11 protein-coding genes and 1 pseudogene are annotated in these 16,929 nt (G+C 56.3%); 6 read left to right on the top strand and 6 right to left on the bottom strand.

Annotated elements, in window-relative coordinates:
- Window positions 1-88 precede the first annotated feature (88 nt).
- Window positions 89-715, bottom strand: coding sequence for a Holliday junction branch migration protein RuvA (ruvA, locus tag FHS27_RS05540; protein WP_184303359.1), 627 nt, complete (start codon window positions 713-715; stop codon window positions 89-91).
- Between the two features lie 409 nt (window positions 716-1,124).
- On the opposite strand from ruvA, the gene FHS27_RS05535 reads away from it, so the two are divergent.
- Entirely contained in the window at window positions 1,125-1,325 is a 201-nt protein-coding gene (locus FHS27_RS05535; RefSeq protein WP_009097195.1) for a cold-shock protein, read from the top strand.
- 472 nt (window positions 1,326-1,797) lie between these two features.
- Here FHS27_RS05535 and FHS27_RS05530 read toward each other — a convergent pair whose 3' ends face one another.
- The 3 genes from FHS27_RS05530 to FHS27_RS05520 form a co-directional block, all read right to left on the bottom strand.
- A complete protein-coding gene (locus FHS27_RS05530; protein WP_221224897.1) occupies window positions 1,798-2,691 on the bottom strand; it encodes a rhomboid family intramembrane serine protease in 894 nt (297 codons plus the stop codon).
- A 212-nt stretch (window positions 2,692-2,903) separates the two neighbouring features.
- The gene (locus FHS27_RS05525; protein WP_246419142.1) at window positions 2,904-5,018 is read right to left on the bottom strand and encodes a LamG-like jellyroll fold domain-containing protein; all 2,115 of its coding nucleotides are present in this window, start codon (window positions 5,016-5,018) and stop codon (window positions 2,904-2,906) included.
- 157 nt (window positions 5,019-5,175) lie between these two features.
- Window positions 5,176-6,603 carry an NAD-dependent malic enzyme gene (locus tag FHS27_RS05520; protein WP_184302801.1) on the bottom strand — a complete coding sequence of 476 codons (1,428 nt, stop codon included), beginning with the start codon at window positions 6,601-6,603 and terminating at the stop codon, window positions 5,176-5,178.
- Window positions 6,604-6,795: 192 nt separating this feature from the next.
- Between FHS27_RS05520 and FHS27_RS31520 the strand changes: the two are divergent.
- Window positions 6,796-7,911: pseudogene (locus FHS27_RS31520) on the top strand (O-antigen ligase family protein); the annotation flags it as partial.
- Between the two features lie 205 nt (window positions 7,912-8,116).
- Here FHS27_RS31520 and FHS27_RS05515 read toward each other — a convergent pair.
- Complete coding sequence (locus FHS27_RS05515; RefSeq protein WP_184302798.1) at window positions 8,117-10,957, bottom strand: leucine-rich repeat domain-containing protein; 2,841 nt, start codon at window positions 10,955-10,957, stop codon at window positions 8,117-8,119.
- A 208-nt stretch (window positions 10,958-11,165) separates the two neighbouring features.
- Between FHS27_RS05515 and FHS27_RS05510 the strand changes: the two genes are divergently transcribed.
- Window positions 11,166-12,128 (top strand): deoxyhypusine synthase family protein, encoded by a 963-nt coding sequence (locus FHS27_RS05510; protein WP_009097212.1) that lies wholly within the window; start codon window positions 11,166-11,168, stop codon window positions 12,126-12,128.
- A gap of 157 nt (window positions 12,129-12,285) precedes the next feature.
- On the opposite strand, the gene dapA is transcribed toward FHS27_RS05510, so the two are convergent.
- A complete protein-coding gene (dapA, locus tag FHS27_RS05505; protein WP_184302795.1) occupies window positions 12,286-13,188 on the bottom strand; it encodes a 4-hydroxy-tetrahydrodipicolinate synthase in 903 nt (300 codons plus the stop codon).
- A gap of 533 nt (window positions 13,189-13,721) precedes the next feature.
- On the opposite strand from dapA, the gene rpsL reads away from it, so the two are divergent.
- From rpsL to fusA, 3 genes are all read left to right on the top strand, one after another.
- A complete protein-coding gene (rpsL, locus tag FHS27_RS05500) occupies window positions 13,722-14,087 on the top strand; it encodes a 30S ribosomal protein S12 (RefSeq protein ID WP_008676202.1) in 366 nt (121 codons plus the stop codon).
- A gap of 72 nt (window positions 14,088-14,159) precedes the next feature.
- Complete coding sequence (rpsG, locus tag FHS27_RS05495; protein ID WP_008676203.1) at window positions 14,160-14,633, top strand: 30S ribosomal protein S7; 474 nt, start codon at window positions 14,160-14,162, stop codon at window positions 14,631-14,633.
- 187 nt (window positions 14,634-14,820) lie between these two features.
- Window positions 14,821-16,914 carry an elongation factor G gene (gene fusA / locus FHS27_RS05490; protein WP_184302792.1) on the top strand — a complete coding sequence of 698 codons (2,094 nt, stop codon included), beginning with the start codon at window positions 14,821-14,823 and terminating at the stop codon, window positions 16,912-16,914.
- Window positions 16,915-16,929 lie beyond the last annotated feature (15 nt).

Raw genomic sequence — 16,929 nt, 5'->3', positions numbered from 1 at the left:
AAACCGACGGACCAGGGGTGTCCCTCCCCATCGCCGACGTGACAGGTTCACGTCCACGATTGTATCAGGTTCGCGGCAATCAAGGTGATTACTTTGATTTCTGGTAAATCGCAGTCAACAACGACTCGGTATCTTTGAATTTACGTCCGCTCGCGATGGCCTCGTCAATCAAATGCCGTGCATCGGTTTCGCTGTGGCCGAGCATGACGAGGGCCTCGTAGGTTTCTTCGACCACCGGCGAACTTTGCGTCGTTCCGCCTCCGGACAATTCTTCTCCGGCGACCATCAACGCGAACCGGGGCATCTTCCGACGCAGCTTCGCGATGATTCGTTCGCTCGTCGCGGCGCCGATTCCGGGAAGCGTCGACAACGACTTGGTGTCTTGCTCCTCGATCAAAACGGCGAGCTCACGAACCGGGCGGACCATCGCTCGCAATGCTTTTTTCGCGCCAACCCCGTCGACGCTGCAGAATAGGTCAAAGAACTGCCGCTCCGGAAGAGTCAAAAACCCGACCAAGCGAGGCGTCAATCGCCCGCCCGTCGTATTCCCCTCGATGTAATCGAGCGTATGCAGTCGGACGTCTTCGTTTAGTTTCGGTTGCAACTGACGCCGCGTGAAATCACCAACAAATACCTCGTAGTCGAACGGTCCGGCCTGGATCGTCACGCTTGTTTCTCCGACATGGCTGAGCGTCCCAGCAATCGCGCTAATCAATTCGCTTCCTTCGTGGATGGAGACATTTTCAATGGATGATTCAATGTAAGTGCGTCGTGTAGGCGAATTTAGTACATCAACCGCCATGCCGCCAGAGATTCGCAATCGGGCCGGACCGCCGGCCTCCGATTCAGTGTCGAATTGCTGCGCGAATCCGAGCGAACACGCTGAAATTGGACACAACTGCCCGAATTGTCTGCTTGACGAAAGTTTTCATGAAACTTCTTTCGTTGCCGATTTCACAACGATTCGCAGGGTCAACGCGTTTGGAAAACGAAAAATGCGAAACTGAATCCGCGGCCTGCATCGCCAAAACCGCCTCTGGGCGATACACTTTTCCGCAGTAGTCGAGCACCGAGGGCACACTGTTTTTGGGTTCGGCTACAAGACACCTTTTAGGAATGAACAGATGGCAGAGGGTACGATCAAACGAGTCACCGATAAGGGATTTGGATTCATCGACACTGGAAGTAGCAAAGACTTGTTTTTTCACTCGTCGAGTCTTCAGGGGGTCGCATTCGACGACCTTCGCGAAGGTCAACGAGTGACTTACACCGAAGGTCGAGGCCCTAAGGGACCTTGCGCTGAGAACGTCTCACTCGCTGAGTAATTGATTCTCAGCGGACGTTGACCCGACCGGTCGTTTTCGATCACAACGGTTATACGCACCGCTCGTTGAATAAAATACAGAAGTGAAGAAGTGAAGAATTAGAAAACGCGGCAAACGGTTTGAAACAAGCCGGAACAACCTGCCGCGTGAGGTTGCTGAGCGGTCGTCATGACGAGGTTTTCACAAACCACATCAGGCGTATCGCTCTCTCCCGCACCACCAGATTTTGCCGACGGCTCTGGTTTCTTTTGCGGCTGCTCCCCCTAAACCAAAAACGGTCCCGACGCTGCAAATCCGCGCGCCGACGCCGGATCGAACAACGCTCACCGTGGAAAAACTCTCGCAGCGATTCGCGACGCCTCGCCTCGCCAATTTGAATGATTCGTTAAGTTTGCCCTGCACCAGGCAAAACGAAGCTGTTTGCTCGAGGTATTCCCGCGAGAGCATGTGCCCGCATCCGCGTTCAGCGGCATTAACCGGTTGCTGCAATTGCCCACGACAGGACAATGATCGCAAACGTGATCCCCGCGGCAGCGAACTGCGCCGCCTCGCTCGCAAACATCCGCTCCGGCAATCGACTGCACAACGCCCCCACGACCAACCCTGAAACCAACCCTGTCGTGTGAGCGAGCACATCGGTGCGTTCCCCTTCGAGGCCGATGAACGCAAACATCAGCACGCCGGCGATCAAAGGACTCCAACGCTGCATCCTGGTCGAAGCGTCACCTGCCCGAGGGCGCAGCGCGTGCGCCACCAGAATTCCCAACGCAGCGAAAACTGCAGTCGAAGCACCAATCGATGTGTGCCCGGCCTCTCTCAGCAATGCGTTCAGTCCGTTTCCCATTGCTCCCGAAACGACTATCGCCAACCACGCGATCCCGCCCCCAAAAATTCGGCCGACCAACAAACCAAAGAATCCGCCAAAGGCTAAATTCGACATCAGGTGCAACGCGTCGGCATGCAACATCAATGCTGTGACGGTGCGATAGAACTGGCCCGACATGACGTCGCCGGCACGCATATGCCCGACGTCGCTCCACGAAACACCGTACGCCGAGATACCGTCGAGAACGAACACGGAAACGAGTATCGAAACGTAAAAAACGACACCAACAACCGCTCCACCGAATAAACGAACCCGCGACTCCACTCGCGGCACTTCGACGGATTTGTCTCGCAGGTAGTCGTCAATTTCGTCCACCGCAACCGAATGCCGGGCGGCGTCGACGACCACTACCCAGCCGTTTTTGTCACGGGCGATCTCGGACGAAATGCCAATCGCCTGCAACACCAAACTGACCTCCTGACAGGGAGCGCGGTGCGATGACTCAAAGGCAACAACGGGCTGATCTGAGGGTGTTTCCATTCCTCAATCGTCACCTCGTGCACCAAAACGGGCAACCCGGGACCGCAAAATCGCCTGACTCATCGACGGGAAAACAACTGCAAAATCGCTCAGGCGGACATGCCCCGCACCATCCGCCTCAAACACGCTTGCTACCACACCGACAGGCCGCTGCCCTCACAAATAGCCATTGCAGCATCCAATCTCGATACCACGCCAACCGTCGCCGCCGATCAGTCTTTCGGTGGACTCTCGACAAGAACGCTCGACCTCCCGAGCATGCCTTTCGACGCCGAGGCGCTGTGATCGAGCGTGAACGGACCGATCGAACGATCGAGATGCATCAACAGGACCGTATCGGACGTTGGGAGATGGCGTGCCTCAGGCGTGAAAGAGTCCGTGTAAACGGCAGACTTCGATATCCGCACTTCGTCGATCAATCCTCTCATCCCTCGCGCTGCCACACCGCGGGCGTCCGTGTCCGCGCCGATAAACAACGGCAACTTGTTTCGCTTCCGCCGAACAGGTTGCTCCTGCTTGTCTGCCTTAGTTCTCGCCGGCTTCGAGTCCACTCGCGTCCCATCAACAAACAACCGCACCTCGTCGCCATCGAACACACCGGCCAAGTGCGTCCAGCGATCAACAACCATTGGCCGAGTCGCTTTCGCAACGACGTACCGCCCACCGACGTGGATCGAGAATTCTGGAACACCTTCATCGCTGAAGATTGCGAATTCGGAACTCTCGGTCTTAGCCAAGACACCGCGATATCCGGCAACCTCCGTGGGCCGCACCCAGGCCTCAACGGTCATGGGCCCATTGGGCAAATCGAGATCGGCAGAGTCGATACGGATCGCCGATGCCTCGTTCGTCACCGACAAACAACGATCCACATTGCCGGCAAAATACTCTGCGGGAACCTGCCCGGGCGAGATTTTCAGCGGTGAATCGACGACTGGCAGTCGAACGCGAGCGGCCGAGGTTAACACGTCGATTTCCATACGAACCGCCGGCACAGCCACCTGTCCCATCGAACCGACACTCCGAGCAATCTCAAACGCAATCTCCTTCTCTTCGCCACCTGCGATGACGAAGTGACTGTGATCCAGCGTTGACTGCCATCCATTTTGCGAACTCGCCGGGAGATTCATTAACGTGACATCGACATCGCGAGAGCCAGGATTCTTAATCTTCATCGTCACATCGCCACGACACGATCCGTCCGCATCGACGATGAGTTCCGATGATGTTTGCACGCATCGAACCTTGGCTGCGGCTTCGACTTCGGCCAAGAACTCTGGCGTAAACTGTTTCGGATCGATCACAGCGCCGATGGGGATCGCGGACACTGAAATTCGGTCTTGCCGCACGGTCACCAGATTGAGGTGATGCAAATAACCGGCGTCAGGAATTTCCGCACGCAGCGCACCGCCTGTCGTTGCGAGGGCGTAGTAAGCGATGCCGTCCTTCTCGCCGTCATATCGCATGTGGTGGATATGCCCCGCGAAGACGGCCGTGACATTGCCCGCCGCGGCGAGTATCTGATGCACGCGAGACCAATTGCTGCCTTCGTATCCTCCACCGGTCCAGCGAGGATGGTGCAGAAAAACAAAGACGTGATCCTTTTCTTTCATTTCCGACAGCGCCGACTCCAAGAACGCCATCTGCTCATCGCTCATGTTCTGCAGAGCCCCCACGTTGAACGCCTTCAGATTCGTGGCAGGATCACCTTCGTCCGAATAAAGAACGATGAATCCGGCATTCTTATGCGTGAAGCTATACCACAACGGGCCAAAGTGCTTTTCATAGTTTGATTCGTGATGCCCCTGAGGCGCCGGACCTTGCCCCCGCCAGTAAACATCGTGATTGCCCGCAACCGGATACCATTTCATATTCAAACGGTTGACGATGTCCTTGAATTCGTGCATCTGCTCGAGCCACTGGCCCGACTCGTTGTAACCTTGCACCAAATCTCCCACCGTCATAACGAGATCAGGATCGAGGAGATTCGTGTCGACAACGGCCTGTTCGAGCACCTTCAAACCGGCAGGCACACCACCGGTACGGTCACCATAAATGGCGAAATGAAAGACATCGTCGCCAGTCGGGGGTGACGGCAGGATTACCGCATTAGACCGCGAGGTCTTCACCGCATCCGCGACAGACTCGCCCTCGGCGTGCGAATGCCCCGAGGGATGTGCTCCCTCGTGTGCAAACAACGTCACCGACCCGGCCAAGCAAACGGCCAGTCCAACAAGAAGACGCGTTTGCCATGCCCACCCCCGGACCGTTTGCTGGATCAAACACAGATCATCGCCAAAGTCTTCTGGTGAACAAAACGAACGCATGGGGACCTCGAGTTTGCAAGAAAATGTGCAGTCTTCAAAAAGTCATCGCTGCGAAAACACACCCCGCTCGCAAGCCGGTTGAAAACGATGACCGCACATCAGCATACTCGACGCCCATCCGGACGACTCGCCTTGACACGAACAGTCGAGTCCCCGCTTAACTGAGATGGTAAGCAGCTTTCGTTTTTCGTCGTGCGACTCCCGTTTCCAACGCAGCGGTGGAAACCGCCTGAGCGACAACCTGAGCCACCCTGCGATCAAAAACACTCGGAATGATGTAGTCATCGAGCAAATCGGAGGGCGGAATCACGTCGGCGATTGCATCGGCCGCGGCAACTTTCATTTCATTATTGACGGTCGTCGCTCGGACATTAAGCACTCCGCGGAACAATCCGGGAAAACATAACACGTTGTTAATTTGATTCGGGAAATCGCTTCGCCCGGTCGCCATGATCCGGACGTGCGGCCCCGCCAAACTCGGATTGATTTCCGGGTCCGGGTTCGCCAGTGCGAAAACGATCGGATCATTGTTCATGCTCTTGATGTCATCGACGGTCAGCACATCGGCCGCTGAGACACCGATGAAGACGTCGGCGCCGCGAATCACTTCACTGAGACTGCCCGAAACGGCTTCCGGATTTGTGTTTTGCGCCAACCACTCCTTGGTCGCGTCCAACTCCGTTTCCCCGGAATGCAATGCTCCACTTCGGTCACACGCGATAATGTTGCGTGCCCCCGATGTGATCAACAATTTGCAAATCGCTGTCCCCGCTGCACCCGCACCATTGATCACGATTCGGACTTGAGACATCGCCTTCCCGATCCGCCGCAACGAGTTCTTCAACCCGGCGAGAACAACGATCGCGGTCCCGTGCTGGTCATCGTGGAACACGGGAATTTCGAGTTGCTTGTCCAAACGTTCTTCGATCTCAATACACCGCGGCGCCGAGATGTCTTCGAGATTGATCCCTCCGAAGGTCGGAGCAAGACACTGAACGATGCGAATGATCTCTTCGGTATCCTGGGTGTCTAGACAGATCGGAAACGCATCCACGCCCGCGAACTCCTTGAACAACATCGCTTTCCCTTCCATCACCGGCATCGCGGCGCGAGGCCCGATGTTGCCGAGGCCGAGCACGGCGGAACCGTCACTAACAACGGCAACGGTGTTTTGGCGGATAGTCAGCGCGAACGAGGCGTCGGGGTCTGCTGCAATCGAGTTGCACACTCGCGCCACACCGGGCGTGTATGCCATCGACAAGTCGTCCCGTGTCTTGATCGGCGACTTTGACAGCACCTCAATTTTTCCGCCCAAGTGCATCAGGAACACACGGTCGGAAACGTGGACCACCTCGAGCCCTTCGACCTGCCTCAGACACTCGACGATCCGCTTGCCGTGCTCGACGTCTTTCGCGTTGACCGTGAAGTCACGTGAGATCGCATGCCCAGCGATATTGACAATATCGACCGCACCAATCGCCCCATCGGCATCCCCGATCGCGGTCGTAATTTTGCCCATGGCACCGGGTGCGTCGGCGTAGCGTAAACGAATCGTGATGGCATAGGTGGGACTGTGCTGGGTCATTTTTTTTACCATGAGAACAAAAGAGCGAGACGCGCTATTGCAGTCTTTTACCATGAAGGGCATCCCAACACATCCGGAGGGGAACCTCGGCCGAGATCATAACCGGCGCAACGCGGAGATCCCTGACGGCGGAGCGGTTGATCTCACCGCATTTTTTTCTCCCAAGGCGAAAATCGCGACCTAGGATTGGGCATGTTCTGGCTTGTACTTTTTTTCATGATTGCCGCACTCCCGTGGGCCTTTCCCCTGGCCGTACGCATGCGCGTGCTTTCGGCAGTGATCGGCATTTTGGTTCTGGGGACGGTTTTCGGCCCCTCGTTTTTCTCGATTCAAGGCCCGATCTCGTTGAGCTTGGACCGGATCGCGTGGGCGGGCGTGATGCTGATTCTGGCCCTTCGCATGATCCGGCGGAGCGAACCAATCCCGCAACTCCATCGACTCGATTTTGTCGTGATCGGCCTCGTCATCTGGGCACTCCTGAGCTGCCTGCGATTTGGAATGTTCAATGCCGACCAACCGCCGATCGCCCGGTGGCTGTTTTACCTTGCGATCCCTGCCGCGACTTACCTGGTTGCACGAACCGGATTTGGAAAAGACGGCAGTGAACTGACAAGTTCGATCGACGCCCTTGTCACCATGTTGGTTGTGTTGGGCACCTATCTGTCATTAACGTCCGTGTGCGAGATGTTGGACCTACGCGCGTTGGTCTTCCCACGATTCATCAACGATCGAGACGTTTGGGAATTCTATGGACGAGGCCGCGGCCCGTTGCTCAATCCGGCGGGAAATGGAATCGTCATGACGTTGGGATTATGCGCATGCGTGATCCGATTCTTCTCATCGGGTCGCATCGGCAAAGCCATCTATGGACTTCTCGCGGTCGTTGCACTGGCGGGTTGCTACGCGACACTCACTCGCAGCGTTTGGTGCGGGGCCGCGATGTCACTGGCGATTCTGGGAATGCTGTATGTTCCGGTGAAGGTGCGCGTCGTCGCTTTCGTGGCAACCATCGTCTTTGCGGGAGCGATGACGCTCGGACTCAAAGAACAGCTGCTGGCGTTCAAACGCGACAAAGCACTCAGCGCAAACGAGGCGGCCAAGAGCGTCGAGCTTCGCCCACTGCTGGCAACGGTCGCATGGGAGATGTTCCTTGATCGACCACTCGGCGGACACGGTTTCGGCCAATACTTGACCGCGGCGGAGCCGTATCACTCCATCCGAAGCCACGGAATCCCACTCGAAAACGTACGGCCCTATGTACAACACAATGTGTTCTTGTCATTGCTGGTCGACCTGGGACTGATCGGGCTCAGCCTACATGTGCTGTTCGTCTTCAGCGTTCTTTGCATCGCATGGCGTTTGTCACGAATGCACCCCGATGGATCACCGCACCGCCAGATCGGTATGCTGATGATCGGGGCCCTATCAGGCTACTTCTGCAACGGCATGTTCCATGACGTCAGCGTGATCGAAATGGTCCACACCTATACCTTCACGCTCGCTGGTTTAACGGTCACGGTGTGGGTTCACGCCGACGCTCTTGCCGGCGACGTGACAGCGGCCCCGCTCCGCCGGCGGGCGTCGGACCGCGCCGTTCTGGTCGCACCGCGCGGGAGCGTTCTCTCGCCCGTGGCTCACCCGTAAAGATCGAGTTCCACGACATATCAAACGTGCTCATCTCGTCCGGATCGTCAATCAATCCACCGCGAACAACCACGTCTTCGAGTTCCTCTGGAACCTGCATCCGCGAAGTGACATTGAGCTCCGTCAGAACGCGGTTCTCTGTGAGCGGATCGAGGTCACCCGGTTTGAGCCTGCAACCACGCACCGATACAGCCTGCAAGTCCTTGCATTTGGACAACATGGCAATCGATCGCCCAGTGATTGCGGTGCGATCCAAATTGACCCGACTGAGCCCCGGCATCAGAGCCAGCGAAGCGGTGTGCACATCAGAAAATGGCACGACCTCTCCGGAGTCCTGCGTGATACGAAGAAGCTTCAGGTCAACGGCGGATAGCTTTCGCCAGCTCGGCAATTGCTCGAACAGTTCGTTCGGAACAGTGCAGTTTGGCAAGCAAAGAGTCTGCAGATTCTCACACCTCTTCAACGCCTCGAGATACTCGAGAGTGAAGTCACATGCGGCGATGCAAAAATGCTCCAACGCGGACACACCTCCGATCTCAGCATCCTTAGGAATCCGACCGGCAACGAAAATGCCCTGAAGCTGCGGAACGTTCTGCAGCTCTAATTTTTGAACACTCGATTTAGTGAAAATGTGATCATGCAAACGGGGCAGGTTCTCGAGTTGGATCGTCTGCGCACTGAGTTCTCGGTTTCCCATCGCACTACGCAAGTGAAGTTGGTCGCGTATCTCAATCCTTGCCAACTTGGACCAATCGAGCTGCAAGACTTCCCATTTGGAATTGGCTTCGAGCAACCGTTTGACTCCTCGTTCAGACAATTGGATTGTCGGAGCATGCAATTCTCGCAGCGAGGGCAAACCGGATAATAACTCGAGTTGATTCACGGCCGCGTTGCAATCAGAGAACCAAACGGAGCGAAGGTACTTCAGTTTGTCGAACGCAGAGAAATCGACGCGACGCAGATTAAGATTGGCGAGAGTAAGCGAATTAAGGCCCTGCTCCTTAGCCAGCCATTCCCAGAACGATCGCAGTGCCTCGCTAGCATCAGGGTTATCATTGGGATCGAAATCGCTATAGGATCCCGAGCCCCAACGAACCGGGGGACGTTCGCCCGAGAGCGACAGTGTCCGCAATGAAGCACACCCCTCGATTTCAAAGCGTTTCAATTCATTCGAGACGATATCCAGCGTCATCAAACTCGGGGCGTCCTTGATCGTGAGCCCAGTGATCATCGGCATGCTGTCGACACCGTCTTCGTCATCCATCGCGAAAAACGCTCGCGACTCAATCGACGACAGCAATGGCACACGATCCAATGTGAGATCAAACAATTGCTCCCGGGGCAGGAACAGCGAGTGCAAGTTTGGCATCCGCTTGACTTCAATCTCAACGGGAATGTCGTCCGTCTCGGTCGTACTGATGACCAACACCTTCAACTTCGGAAGCTCAGCGACATGGAATTTCTTGTCCATCAATCCGGCAACCTGCCAATCCAACTCTTCCAACTCTCTCGCCGATGAGACGACGGCTTCCAAGTTCACTGCGGATGCCGGTACATAACCGAGCCTCAGAATTCGCAAGGTGTCGAGATGCCTGAAATCAAACGTTGCACCGGAATTTGCGATAGTAAAATCTCTCTCACTATCAGCCTCATCGCTCTCATCGTCTGCGGACTCTTCGTAGAACGATTCGTCGTCTTGGTCGTAACGCCCCCACTCGCGATCGTCCCAGCCCCCGGCATAAAAATTCATTTCATCAAAGCGGTCCAAACCGCGGTCGCCGCGATACCGCCGACCTCGCGACATTTGAATTTCAAGTGTATCGAGCACGGGAACTCGAGCGACCAACTCCTGGACCCGGTCGATGCTCTCGACGCGATACAACGAGAGTGATTCCAACAGCGGCAACTCCGCCACTTCATCGAAACTCTTCGATAAAAACGGACCTATCAGGCCGACCGATTGAAGGGCAGGGTAATTGGCGAGCTCGATATCCGTCTGTTCCCTCCAACGGCCCTGTTTTGAGGACGATTCCCACGCGGACGCGTAAACCTCGAGCCGATGAATATGCGTGAAGGCCGATTGAAACCAAATCGGCATGTAGGTCATGAAGGGATGATTGACCGACCGGATGACGCCGGCTTCGCGAGCCTGATACGCCTGACGGTTCACCCGTTCACACCGTCGAAAATAGACTGATGCGATTGGCGCGATAACACACGCGATCAGCGTCAAACCGATCAGGACCCGACTTCGTCGTCCACCGCGTGGCCACAGCGTGGTTAATATCACATCCTTCGGCGACTCCAAATACGTTAAGTAGACGCCGCCAACCAACAAAAGCGCAACCGACAAAAGGTTGAGCGTCATCGCCAACGGCACGATCGTGAATCGAGTACTCCTGCTGTTGCGAACGAAATGGTAGGCATCGACCGGAAAACCTCCCACGCTCCATCCGTTGCTAATGGTAGGAAAGAAAGAAAACGTCCTGTCGACGTAGCCGTTGCGGCTAGCACGCTGATAATCAAATTCAGTGGAGTCGACCGTCGACATCGGTAGAAACCAAATCGCTTCAGATGACGATATCGTCCGCGGGGCCCACATCCAGCCCATCCACAGCACCATGATCACCCCGACGACGATTGCACGAGCAACTCGCCGGGACTTCTCCACGGATGCTGGCGTGGGGGCACTTTGAGACGTGGAAACCATGAGGCGACTTCAAATTCAGATAAGGCAAACCGGCGATTCGAGCCAATTCTAACAAGAGGAGCGCTGTCTTTGTTTTAACCAGACCGTTGTCAAATTGTTCTGGAAAAGCCAGTGTTTTTGTGAGGCATATCGACGCGCGAGAAAGAAAACACTACCAATTTGGCGTTCGTCCGTTTAGCGTCCTTGTTCGCCAACCCCGAGTCCACCCGTGAAAGTCACAGATTTCTTAGAAACCCATTTTCGTCATTTTAACGCTCGCGAATTGCGTGACGCCGCTCGATCGTACGGTGATTTTGTTAACAACGGCGGTAAAATGATGGTGACGCTCGCGGGCGCGATGAGCACCGGCGAACTCGGACTCTCGTTAGCCGAAATGATTCGCCAAGACAAAGTTCACGCGATCACGTGCACGGCGGCCAACCTCGAAGAAGATCTCTTCAACCTGGTCGCTCACGACGAATATAAAACGATTCAAGACTGGCGAGCATTGTCCGTCGAAGATGAAGTCCGACTACGAGACGAAGGCTTCAACCGGGTCACCGACACGTGTATCCCTGAAACCGTGATGCGTCACCTCGAACATCGCCTAACCAAACTATGGGTGCAACAGGCTGCGAGCGACGAGACGTGGATGCCTGCCGATTTCATGTTCGCCTTGCTTGACGACCCCACGTTTGCGGAACACTTCCAAGTGCCACGCGAGAACAGTTGGATGGCGGCCGCGAAAGACGCGGGAATCCCGGTGTATACACCTGGCATCGAAGACTCGACGCTGGGAAACATCTATGCGGCACGCGTTTATGACGGGACCGTCCCCAATCACACCGCCTTCGCCACAGGCACGGAGCAAATGGGGAGACTGATCAAGTGGTACGAAGCGACCAGCGCGGATGCACCAATCGGGATGTTCCAAATCGGTGGCGGCATCGCCGGTGACTTCCCCATCTGCGTCGTCCCACTGCTGAAACAGGACCTCGAAAAAGATGTCCGCCTCTGGGGTTACTTCTGCCAAATCAGCGACGCGGTCACCAGCTACGGCGGTTACAGCGGCGCCGTGCCAAATGAAAAAATTACCTGGTACAAACTGGATCCCGAATCGCCGAAATTCATGATTCAAAGCGATGCGTCCATCTGTGCACCGCTCGTCTTCGCACACGTACTCGGCTGGTAATAAACCAAATCGGCTCGGAACACTCCTGGACGAGCGTTAATCACACGAGCAGCAACCTCCCGAGCGTCGATCACTCCAGGCACCGCGCCGACCTGCGAACAACGGCCGCAGGCTCGGCCTCGCCCTCAGAGCAATGAATCAGGCGCAGGGCAACGAATCAGCTAACCGCGGATTCGATACCAAATTTCTGGAGTGATTCCTGAAGGATCGCTCGTTCGGCATCGTCCAAGGCCACCATCGGCAAACGCAGTTCGCCGGTATCGCGACCGAGCATCTCCATCGCCGCCTTGACGGGAATCGGGTTGGTCGACAATCCGAGCATGATGCTGCAGAACGAATACAGCCGGTGGTGAACTTCGGCGGCGGTGGTGTAATCCCCCGAAGCGGCCGCACGGACCAATTCGAGCATGACGTTCGGCACCACGTTCCCCGCAACGGAAATCACGCCCTCGGCACCGACACTCATCATCGGCAGAGTCAGCGAATCGTCCCCCGAGAGGACCGTCAAATCGGTCGTTCCAAGAATCGCCGAACATTGATCGAGCGAGCCCGTTGCTTCTTTGACCATCGTGATCCCGGGCAATTCGGCGAGCCGTTGGATGGTTTCAACTTCGATATTTTTGCCCGTTCGGCCCGGGATGTTGTACACGCAGACCGGAATATCGACGTCTTCGGCGATCGCCTTGAAGTGACGATACATTCCTTCTTGAGTCGGCTTGTTGTAATACGGTGCAACCTGCAGTGTCGCGTCGGCCCCCTCGGCAGCCGCCCGGCGAGTTAGACGCAGGGCCTCGGCGGTGCTGTTACTGCCTGTTCCCGCCATCACTTTCACTCGGCCCGCGACACAGGCAATCGTCTCGGCGATGACCCGTTCGTGCTCGTCGTGCGACAGAGTCGGCGACTCACCCGTTGTTCCGGCGGGCACGATGCAGTTCGTTCCGGCATCGATTTGGAATTCGATTTGTTCCCGGAGCCGAGCGACATCCAATGTTCCGTCACGAAACGGCGTAATAATAGCGACTGCCAATCCGGCGAACTCGCTCCCTTTGCGTTGATTCATCTGCGGGTGGTCTCTCTCTCGTCTAGAGGTGTATCGTTTGATTTGATTTGGTGGGAATGCAAGATAGCGAGCTGGGAAGACCCACGCGGGTTCGGCGGGCATCAGGTTCGGACGCGTCGCGAACCAGTCAAATGCCGTGAACCTGCAAAATTGCCTCGCCCGAAATTGTCTAGCCAAACACCAACACGCCCAACCTCGTCCCGGCAACCCGCGGACCGATCGGTTCAGGGGCAGCGGACGAAATTTCGCACCTGTTGAGCCTTGGCGGGCCTCCCCACGGGGGAGGTTACAGCCGGACAGGTGCATTTTGGCAGCATTCGCCTGGAAGACAGACGCCAGTGTAACGGCAGAAACCCATGTTTCACGAGGGCTAAACGCGTTTCACAGGGAGTGAAAAACGGAGTCTTTTGTTCGGCCTTGACAAATCTGCCTCACTCGCGATACTTCGCGACTTCCAGTGACTCACCCTTTCGTTGTCAATCGCTGTGGTGGATCCGTCTCCCCAAGCGGTTTTTACGTCTAGATTTCCATTTATGCCCACAATCAACCAACTCGTCCGCAAGAACCGGAAGCTGAAGAAGAGCCAGAGCAAGTCGCCGGTTCTCGAAAAATGCCCCCAAAAGCAGGGCGTTTGCCTCCAAGTTCGGACGATGACGCCGAAAAAACCAAACTCCGCTCTGCGGAAAATCACTCGTGTTCGGTTGAGCAACGGCAAAGAAGTCACGGTGTATATCCCTGGCGAAGGTCACAACTTGCAGGAACACTCGATCGTGCTCGTCCGCGGCGGTCGTGTTCGCGACTTGCCCGGTGTGCGTTACCAAGTTGTTCGCGGATCGCGTGACGCACTGGGCGTCGACGGCCGGAAACAATCCCGCAGTCGCTACGGTGCCAAAAAGTAATTTTTGGTCACGGCCGCAATCGAACCTTCTGATCCAACCTCACACAAACTCTCACTCTACCGACGTACTTTCATGGGACGAATCACTTCCAGTCGCTCGCAACTCAAAGGCGATCCACGGCACCAGTCACTGCTCGCCAGCAAGTTCATCAACTGCCTCATGCTCGATGGCAAAAAGACCACCGCACAACGCGTGTTCTATGATGCACTTGAAGAAATCGGCAAGCGACACGAAGGAGAGGAAACCCCCTTCGAAGTATTCGAAGCCGCACTGGAAAACATCAAGCCCTACATCGAAGTCCGTAGCAAACGGGTCGGTGGTGCGAGCTATCAGGTTCCAATGCAAGTGAACAAGGCTCGTCAGCAGAGCCTTGCGATTCGCTGGATCCTCGGTGCCGTTCGTGAGAAGAAGGGTCGCCCGATGCACCTCAAACTTGCCGACGAACTGCTGGCAGGATTTAAGAAGGAAGGTGCCGCCTACACCCGCCGTGAGAACACTCACCGCATGGCCGACGCTAACAAGGCGTTCGCACACTTTGCCTGGTAAGCACTCGGTCACGTTGCCCCGGCAATAACGTCGCTCCCTTCACTAGAGAGGACGACTCGACTATCCGTCGACGCCGAAACACATCACAATTGCTCGCGATTCGGTTTCTTCCGAATCGCGATTTTTTTTGCGCCCGTACGGCTTTTGCCCCGCCCCTGCACGCCTACCTGACTCCTAGTTCCCGCTCATGGCCGCCGACATATCCAAGCTCCGCAACATTGGCATCATTGCTCACATCGACGCCGGAAAAACGACAGTCACCGAAAGGATGCTTTACCTCAGTGGTGAAAAGCACCGTGTCGGGCGAGTCGACCACGGGACAACCGACACCGACGACGACCCAGAGGAACAGGACCGCGGGATCACGATCTTCAGCGCGTGTGTGAAATACACGTGGGGCGAATACAACGTCAACCTACTCGACACCCCCGGCCACGTCGACTTCACCGCGGAAGTCGAACGATGCTTGCGAGTTCTCGATGGCGCCGTCGTGGTCTTCTCCGCTCGCGAAGGCGTTGAAGCTCAGAGCGAAACGGTTTGGCGCCAGGCGGATCGCTACGAAGTCCCGCGGATCGTCTTCATCAACAAGATGGATCGCGAAGGGGCCAGCTTCGACGATGTCTTCAACGATATCGGACCACGACTAGGCGGACGCCCCGTTGCGGTCGAGATTCCGGTCGGCGAAGGGCCCACTCACGTTAACAACCCATTCCGTGGTGTGATCGATCTGGTCGGCATGAAATTGCTGCAGTTTGACCCTGAAACCGAAGGCAAGACGGTCACCGAGACCGAACTGCCCGACGAATTGATGGACGACGCAACGTTTTGGCGTGAACAGTTGATGGAAGTGGTTTATGAACTCAGCGAAGAGGCGATGACACTCGCCCTCGAGGAAAAAGAGGTACCGAGTGAGATGATTATCGCAGCCCTCCGCAAAGGCTGCCTCGACCGTGTCATTCAACCGGTTTTCTGCGGCTCGGCTCTTCACGGGATCGGCGTCCAACCCCTGATGACGGGCGTCGGGAACTTCCTCCCCAGCCCGCTCGACCGACCTCCCGTCGTCGGCATCACGCCTGGAAAAGAAGACAAGCCACAAACGAGGAAACCGGATTCCAACGAACCATTCTGCGGGCTCGTTTTTAAAATCCTTCCTGCAAAGACGGGCGACAACTACTGGATCCGCGTCTACAGCGGCAAACTCGAACAGAACTCTCGTGTCTTCTGCCCAAACAGAGACAAGAAAGAGAACATCGCACAGATCTGGCAGATCCACGCCACCAAAAAAGATCGCGACGGACAGAGCGAATCGGTAGGCGCCGGGGATATCTGCTGCGTGATCGGACCTCGGTTCGCCATCACCGGCGACACCGTCTGCGACTCAAAGGCCCCGATCGAATTGCCGAGCATCAAATTCGCCGAGACCGTCCTCTCGATGGCGATCGAGCCCGAGAGCACAGCGGACCGGAAGAAGCTCGAAGAAACCCTCAACATGCTCCGGCGTCAGGACCCAACGTTCCGCGCCGTCGAGAACGAAGAAATCGGACAAACGATCATCAGCGGTATGGGTGAACTGCACCTCGAGGTGATTCAGCACCGACTCACGCGCGACTTCAACCTCAATGTCAAGTTCTACAAACCTCGTGTTAACTATCGTGAAACGATCGGCGGCACGGCGGATGTAGTCGGGCAATGCAACCGGGTTGTTGGTGCGACACAGATGTTCGCCCGCTTGAAAACCCGCGTGATGCCGACCGAAGATCCCTCAGCGCCAGTCGTCGTTTTCGATCGCCTACCACCGGACTGCCCACTGCCTAACGCCATTCGCACCGCCGCGATCGAAGAGATGCGAGAGCGAGCCGGCGGCGGGGGGATGATCGCGGGCTTCCCGCTTTCTGGTGTCCGCTTCGAAGTCTACGACGCCGAAATGCAAGACGAAGGCAGCGATGAGGTCGCTTTCCGAATCGCAGCCGGTGACGCATTCGAATCGGGGCTCGAAGCCGCCGGACCGGTCTTGCTCGAACCGATCATGCGGGTCGAAGTCACGACTCCCGAAGACTACATGGGCGAGATCGTCGGTGACCTTCAACAACGTCGTGCCATTATCGCATCCACGGAGTCGCGCGGCATGATGACCGTCATCACGGCACACGCACCACTCAAAGAGATGTTCGGCTACAGCAGTGCGATCCGCAGTTTGAGCCAAGGCCGCGCGGGAAGCAGCATGGAACCCTACGGCTATCAGGCCGCCCCGAAAGAGGACGCTGAAAGCTTTCAATACTAAAGCCTTTCGTCAAAG

Source organism: Aporhodopirellula rubra, assembly GCF_014192335.1.
Taxonomy (GTDB): Bacteria; Planctomycetota; Planctomycetia; order Pirellulales; family Pirellulaceae; genus Rhodopirellula; species Rhodopirellula rubra.
Note: the sequence above shows the minus strand (reverse complement) of the source record. Positions and strands in the feature narration are given on the sequence as shown.